Here is a 6,000-nt window from a genome sequence, read left to right as displayed (position 1 = left end):
ACTTTAGGATTAAGAATTATATTTGTATAACTATAGTAGGATTTATTTATTAACCTGTATAGTTATTTTAGGACGGGTCATAGGACGGGTCAAAATAATAGAATTTTAAAGTAAGTATATAATAAGTATATAGTTACTATATAGTAACTATATAGTAACTTATAAGTATTAAATAACCAAGTAAACCACCATTTCAATCAACCTAAAACTAAACCCTATTACGTTTGCTAGTAATAATCCCGTAACCTCAAAACCAAGAATCTTTCCCTATACTGCCCACTACCCACTGAACATTGAACACTGCCAACTGAACACTTTTCCCTACCTTTGCAAAATGAATCAGAAACCCCCTTCCAATAACATATTGCTCAATTTAGGCATCAAAAGTCTGAATGACATGCAGGTTGCCGCTCACGAAACCATTCTAAATGATAACAATGTATTGCTCTTGTCACCAACAGGCTCAGGGAAAACATTGGCTTTTTTATTGCCCATTTTTGAAATGTTGCAACCTGAAATCCTTTCGGTGCAGTGTTTAATCTTAGTACCCTCACGGGAGTTAGGTTTGCAAATAGAGCAAGTTTGGAAAAAGATGGGAACAGCATACAAGGTAAATGTCTGTTACGGTGGCCATTCTATTGATACTGAAATTAAAAACTTAAGCAATCCACCAGCCGTTTTAATAGGAACTCCAGGACGAATCGCTGACCATATTGATAGAGGAACTTTTAGAACAGATAAAATACAAACCCTAATTTTAGATGAGTTTGATAAATCCTTACAATTGGGTTTTCATGAGCAAATGTCATTCATCATCGGGAAATTAAGCAAACTGAACAAACGGGTTTTGGTATCGGCAACTTCTGATATTGAAATTCCGAAGTATACAAGAGTAGTCAATCCTACCATTTTAGATTTTATTCCAGAACATCAAGAAAGCAATACGCTATCGATGAAAATGGTCGTTTCTAAGGAAAAGGATAAAATAGGAAGCTTGTTTCACCTGATTTGTTCTTTAAAATCGCAATCGGCTCTAATATTTTGCAACCATCGTGATGCCGCTGAGCGCATAAGCGATACCCTGAACGAAAAAGGAATTTATGCTACCTACTACCATGGCGGTATGGATCAAGACGAACGTGAACGAGCATTAATTCAGTTCAGAAACGGAAGCGTTAGTTATTTGGTCACCACCGATTTAGCAGCCAGAGGATTGGATATTCCAGAAATGAAGCACGTCATTCATTATCATTTGCCATCAAAAGAAGACGAATTCACCCATAGAAACGGTCGTACTGCTAGAATGTTAGCCTCAGGAACAGCCTATATCATTGCACATGAAAGCGAAAAGAAATTAGACTATATTGATTATAACATGGAAGTTTTAAAAGTAGAAAGTACAAATGCATTACCAAAACCTCCTGATTTTCAAACGGTATATATTAGTGGCGGAAAGAAAAATAAGTTGAATAAAATAGATATCGTAGGTTTCTTTTCTCAAAAAGGAAAACTAGAAAAAGGCGATTTAGGTTTAATTGAAGTAAAAGATTTTATTTCGTTTGCCGCTGTTAAATACAATAAAGTGAAAGACCTACTTCAAAACATTCGAGACGAAAAAATGAAAGGCAAGAAGTTTAAAATTGAAGTGGCTCGGAAAGTGATTAAGAAAGTAGAGGAGTAGGGAGTAGGCAGTGGTTAGTGACCAGCAGGCAACTTCATACAATTTTATGAGAAGTTGACTTAAAAAGTAAAAAAAATCAGTAGCTGTAAAAAGGATTAAAACTACTGATTTTTAATTTATAAGAAATAGTGAACACCCTTACTGACCACTAGCTAACATCTGCTTACTGATTACTCCAAACTGAAAACTGCCAACTGATCACTGACCACTGCCAACTATATCTTCTTCACATACTGTGTAATAATCACAATCAACTGCCCATCGACTTTTCCTTCAATGTAGTCCGCATTTTCGTGGTCTAGTCTAATGTTACGAACAGCAGTGCCTTGCTTGGCAACCATGCTGGAACCTTTTACTTTTAAATCTTTGATTAAAACGACTGAATCACCATGTTCTAAAAGGACTCCGTTACTATCGCGATGAATGATTTTATTTTCATCTGCTTCGCCTTCACCAGTTGCTTGTGCCCAAGCTAAAGTGTCCTCGTCTAAATACATTTGGTCTAGTAATTCATGATTGCTTAAACGACTCAACATTCGCCATGAAACAACCTGCACAGGCAAATGTTCGCTCCACATGCTATCATTTAGGCATCGCCAAAGGTTTGTGTCCATTTTTTCAGGATTTTCGATTTGGTCGATGAAAGTTGTATTTATTAAAATAGTTTCATCAATTCCTCCTTTTCGTTTTGGTAAAACTTGATATGCTTTTAAATCGTTAGTAAGTCCAGAAAGTTCACATTTTCCTCCACTTCGTTTGTCTAATTCTCTTTCTATACTCATTTTAGAGGGTTTTTATTTTTTTAATATTTGTATTATTAATATTAAATTCTACTTTTTGTTTTTTACTCTAACAGCATCAGGAACCAACATTTCATATTGACCTCCATTTCTAATAACATCTCGAACAATACTTGAACTGATATAAGAAGTATTTGCAGCCGTTAATAAAAACACCGTTTCAATTTTAGATAAACGTCTGTTAGTGTGTGCAATGGCTTTTTCGAATTCAAAATCAGCAGGATTACGAAGTCCACGAAGGATGAAATCGGCTTTAAGTTTTTTGCACAAATCAATAGTTAAACCTTCATAAGTAACCACACTCACTTTTGGTTCATCGGCGAAAGCTTCTTCTATAAAACGAGTTCTGTCATCTAAAGAGAACATGTATTTTTTTTCGGCATTAACACCAATAGCAACAATGATTTCATCAAACAAAGGAATACTTCTTTTGATAATGTCATAATGCCCTAGAGTGATGGGGTCAAAGGAACCTGGGAATATTGCTTTTTTCATTATTATTTTATCAAAATGAAACGCGGATGAAACGAATTTTCAAACGCAGATTTATACTGATTTTTATTTATTTTCACAAAGTTAACGAAATTATACTTTATTTAGTTAAAGCCAATTCTATAGCATTAGTAAACAAATCTTCTAAAGAAATTCCTGCTGCCTTGGCTTGTTGCGGAATTAAACTCTCAGTGGTTAATCCTGGAATGGTATTCATTTCGAGCATGTGTGGTTCTCCATCGACAATGATGAATTCACTTCTTGAGAATCCTTTCATTTTTAAAACTTCGTAAGCACGTTTTGCAATGGCGCTTACTTTTTCGGTCATTTCGTCTGAAATTCGGGCTGGAGTAATTTCTTGCGATTTTCCTAAATATTTGGCTTCATAATCGAAGAAATCATTTTCGGAAACGATTTCTGTAATAGGCAAAACGGTAATTTTTCCTTGATAATTGATGACTCCAACAGAAACTTCGGTTCCGTCGAGGAAACTTTCAATAATGATTTCGTTGTCTTCTTTGTAGGCTACTGCTATGGCGATAGGCAATTCGGCTTCGGTTTTTACTTTAGATATCCCAAAACTAGATCCAGATTTATTGGGTTTCACAAAACAGGGCATTCCTACTTTTGCTGCTATTTCTTTAGTATCGATACTATCGCCTTTGTTGAGGTAATATGAAGTAGCTGTTTTTATTCCGTAGGGTTTTAAAACTGAAAGTAAATCTCGTTTATTGAACGTTAATGCCGATTGATAATAGTCGCAAGAGGTTTGTGGAATTTGAAGCAATTCGAAATAGGCTTGCATTAATCCATCTTCTCCTGGTGTGCCATGAATGGCGTTGAAGACTGCATCAAAAGTAATTTTTGTTCCGTTTACGGTTACTGAAAAATCGTTTTTATCTATAGGAAATTCGGTTTCATTGTCATCGACAAATACCCATTTTTCTTTAAAAATATGGATTCTGAAACCAACGTATTTGGTTTTATCTAAAAATTGATAGACGACATTACCGCTAATGAGTGAAATTTTATACTCACTAGAATAGCCTCCCATGATAATAGCAATATTCTTCATTTTATAACAGAATTTTAAATTGATGACCAAAACCATAGCCCTGATTGCAGCGATATCCTTTTTCTTTTTTTTATTGTGAGGTACGAAACAGTGAAAAAAGGAAAAGATATAGCGTAAAGCAGGAAATAGCTCCTAAAAATTGTACACAAAATTATCATTTTTTTTGGAATGAATTGCCTTTACTATTTTTATATCTTTGTGCAAATATTTTTTTTATGAGTTTACGCAATTACCTGACTAGTAAAGTTTTTTTTATGCAGATGCTAATAGCAATATCAATTGTATTGCTTTTGGGCTATTTATTTTTTCATTGGCTTACTTATGTTACTGATCATAATGAAGAAATAATGGTTCCTAATTTAAAGAATCTGAGTGAACTAGAAGTAGAAGAAAAGTTAGATGATTTGAGTTTAGAATACGTTTTGCTTGATAGCGTAGATTTTGATAAACGTTTTAAAAAGCATTGTGTAGTAGAGCAAGACCCTATTGCAGGGGCTAAGGTTAAGGAAGGTAGAAAGATTTATATAAAGATTAATTCGTCGGGTTTCAAGACCGTTCAAATACCCAATTTGATTGAGAAAACCTATAGACAAGCGGTTCCAACACTTAAATCGATTGGATTGGAAGAAGGAAAAATTACCTATAAACCGTATTTAGGAAAAGATATGGTTCTTGAAATGTATTTGAATGGAAAGAAGTTAAAACCTGGCGATAAAGTTTTTAAATCATCAAAAATTGATTTGGTTTTAGGTGACGGAAATGTAGGTTTTGATGACACTGAGATAGATAGTACTGCTACTCCAGCAATTGAAGAAACCCCTGTTGATGGACAATAATAGTGATTTTCAGGAAATTGTAGAGGACGAATTGTTTGAACATTTTAGATTTGATGTTCCTAAAGGGCAATTATTGTTACGAATAGATAAATTCTTGATGAATTTAATTCCGAATGTTACTCGAAATAAAATACAGAATGCAGCTAATGCCGGCAATATATTTGTAAATGACATACCCGTTAAATCAAATTATAAGGTAAAACCTTTTGATGTGGTTCGGATTTTATTATCGCATCCACCATTTGAAAACAGAGTGGATCCTGAAAATATTCCGTTAGATATTGTTTTTGAAGATGCATCCTTACTACTCATAAATAAGCCAGCAGGTTTAGTAGTTCATCCTGGTCATGGCAATTATACGGGAACTTTAGTAAATGCTTTAGCCTATCATTTTGAGAATTTACCCATGAACAGCAGTGAACGTCCTGGACTCGTGCATCGAATAGACAAAGATACTACAGGACTTTTGGTAATTGCAAAAACAGAAGCAGCCATGTCACATTTAGCCAAACAGTTTGAGGCTAAAACATCTGAAAGAGAATATATTGCTATGGTTTGGGGTAATGTAAAAGAAGACGAAGGGACAATAGAAGGCAATATTGCACGACATGTAAAAGATAGAATGCAAATGGCGGTTTTTGCCGACCCAGAGATAGGAAAGCCTGCTATAACTCACTATAAAGTTTTAGAACGTTTTGGCTATGTTACTTTGGTCTCCTGTATTTTAGAAACGGGGCGTACGCATCAAATTAGGGTTCACATGAAACATATAGGACATCCATTATTTAATGATGCCCGTTACGGAGGCGACTTGATTTTGAAAGGAACTACTTTTACAAAATACAAGCAATTTATTGACAATTGTTTTAAAATACTACCACGACAAGCACTTCATGCCAAAACCCTAGGATTTATACATCCAACTTCAGGGGAGATGTTACGTTTTGATACCGAATTGCCTCAAGACATGAAAGAGGTTATCGAAAAATGGCGTGGGTATTCAAAATTGAATATGGTCGATGAGAACCAATGATTTTTTAAACTACATTTATCCATTTAGCAATTATTTTTTCAATTGTTTCTTTTACAAATGGTTATTAGATTATCTACTTAAAT

6 protein-coding genes are annotated in these 6,000 nt (G+C 34.5%); 3 read left to right on the top strand and 3 right to left on the bottom strand.

What is annotated here, in order from left to right:
* Positions 1 to 334: 334 nt before the first annotated feature.
* A complete protein-coding gene (locus ACFQ0S_RS13430; RefSeq protein WP_379759103.1) occupies positions 335 to 1,681 on the top strand; it encodes a DEAD/DEAH box helicase in 1,347 nt (448 codons plus the stop codon).
* Between the two features lie 215 nt (positions 1,682 to 1,896).
* Here the strand turns inward: ACFQ0S_RS13430 and ACFQ0S_RS13425 are convergent, their stop codons facing one another.
* The 3 genes from ACFQ0S_RS13425 to ACFQ0S_RS13415 form a co-directional block, all read right to left on the bottom strand.
* Complete coding sequence (locus ACFQ0S_RS13425; RefSeq protein WP_379759106.1) at positions 1,897 to 2,463, bottom strand: PhnA domain-containing protein; 567 nt, start codon at positions 2,461 to 2,463, stop codon at positions 1,897 to 1,899.
* A gap of 48 nt (positions 2,464 to 2,511) precedes the next feature.
* Positions 2,512 to 2,976 carry a pantetheine-phosphate adenylyltransferase gene (gene coaD, locus ACFQ0S_RS13420; protein ID WP_379759109.1) on the bottom strand — a complete coding sequence of 155 codons (465 nt, stop codon included), beginning with the start codon at positions 2,974 to 2,976 and terminating at the stop codon, positions 2,512 to 2,514.
* Positions 2,977 to 3,073: 97 nt separating this feature from the next.
* Positions 3,074 to 4,048, bottom strand: coding sequence for a D-alanine--D-alanine ligase (locus ACFQ0S_RS13415; RefSeq protein WP_379759112.1), 975 nt, complete (start codon positions 4,046 to 4,048; stop codon positions 3,074 to 3,076).
* A 215-nt stretch (positions 4,049 to 4,263) separates the two neighbouring features.
* On the opposite strand from ACFQ0S_RS13415, the gene ACFQ0S_RS13410 reads away from it, so the two are divergent.
* Together ACFQ0S_RS13410 and ACFQ0S_RS13405 are read left to right on the top strand one after the other, a co-directional pair.
* The gene (locus tag ACFQ0S_RS13410; RefSeq protein ID WP_379759114.1) at positions 4,264 to 4,884 is read left to right on the top strand and encodes a PASTA domain-containing protein; all 621 of its coding nucleotides are present in this window, start codon (positions 4,264 to 4,266) and stop codon (positions 4,882 to 4,884) included.
* Positions 4,874 to 5,917, top strand: a complete 1,044-nt coding sequence (locus ACFQ0S_RS13405; protein WP_379759117.1) for an RluA family pseudouridine synthase — start codon at positions 4,874 to 4,876, stop codon at positions 5,915 to 5,917. The genes ACFQ0S_RS13410 and ACFQ0S_RS13405 overlap by 11 nt, the downstream gene beginning before the upstream one ends.
* Positions 5,918 to 6,000 lie beyond the last annotated feature (83 nt).

Origin of the sequence: Flavobacterium myungsuense (assembly GCF_042677265.1) — a bacterium.
GTDB lineage: Bacteria > Bacteroidota > Bacteroidia > Flavobacteriales > Flavobacteriaceae > Flavobacterium > Flavobacterium myungsuense.
Note: the sequence above shows the minus strand (reverse complement) of the source record. Positions and strands in the feature narration are given on the sequence as shown.

Bases quoted from the DNA above. Each gene is read 5' to 3' on its own strand.
- ACFQ0S_RS13430 (WP_379759103.1), top strand. From the start codon at position 335: ATGAATCAGAAACCCCCTTCCAATAACATATTGCTCAATTTAGGCATC.
- ACFQ0S_RS13425 (WP_379759106.1), bottom strand. From the start codon at position 2,463: ATGAGTATAGAAAGAGAATTAGACAAACGAAGTGGAGGAAAATGTGAA.
- ACFQ0S_RS13415 (WP_379759112.1), bottom strand. From the start codon at position 4,048: ATGAAGAATATTGCTATTATCATGGGAGGCTATTCTAGTGAGTATAAA.
- coaD (WP_379759109.1), bottom strand. From the start codon at position 2,976: ATGAAAAAAGCAATATTCCCAGGTTCCTTTGACCCCATCACTCTAGGG.
- ACFQ0S_RS13405 (WP_379759117.1), top strand. From the start codon at position 4,874: ATGGACAATAATAGTGATTTTCAGGAAATTGTAGAGGACGAATTGTTT.
- ACFQ0S_RS13410 (WP_379759114.1), top strand. From the start codon at position 4,264: ATGAGTTTACGCAATTACCTGACTAGTAAAGTTTTTTTTATGCAGATG.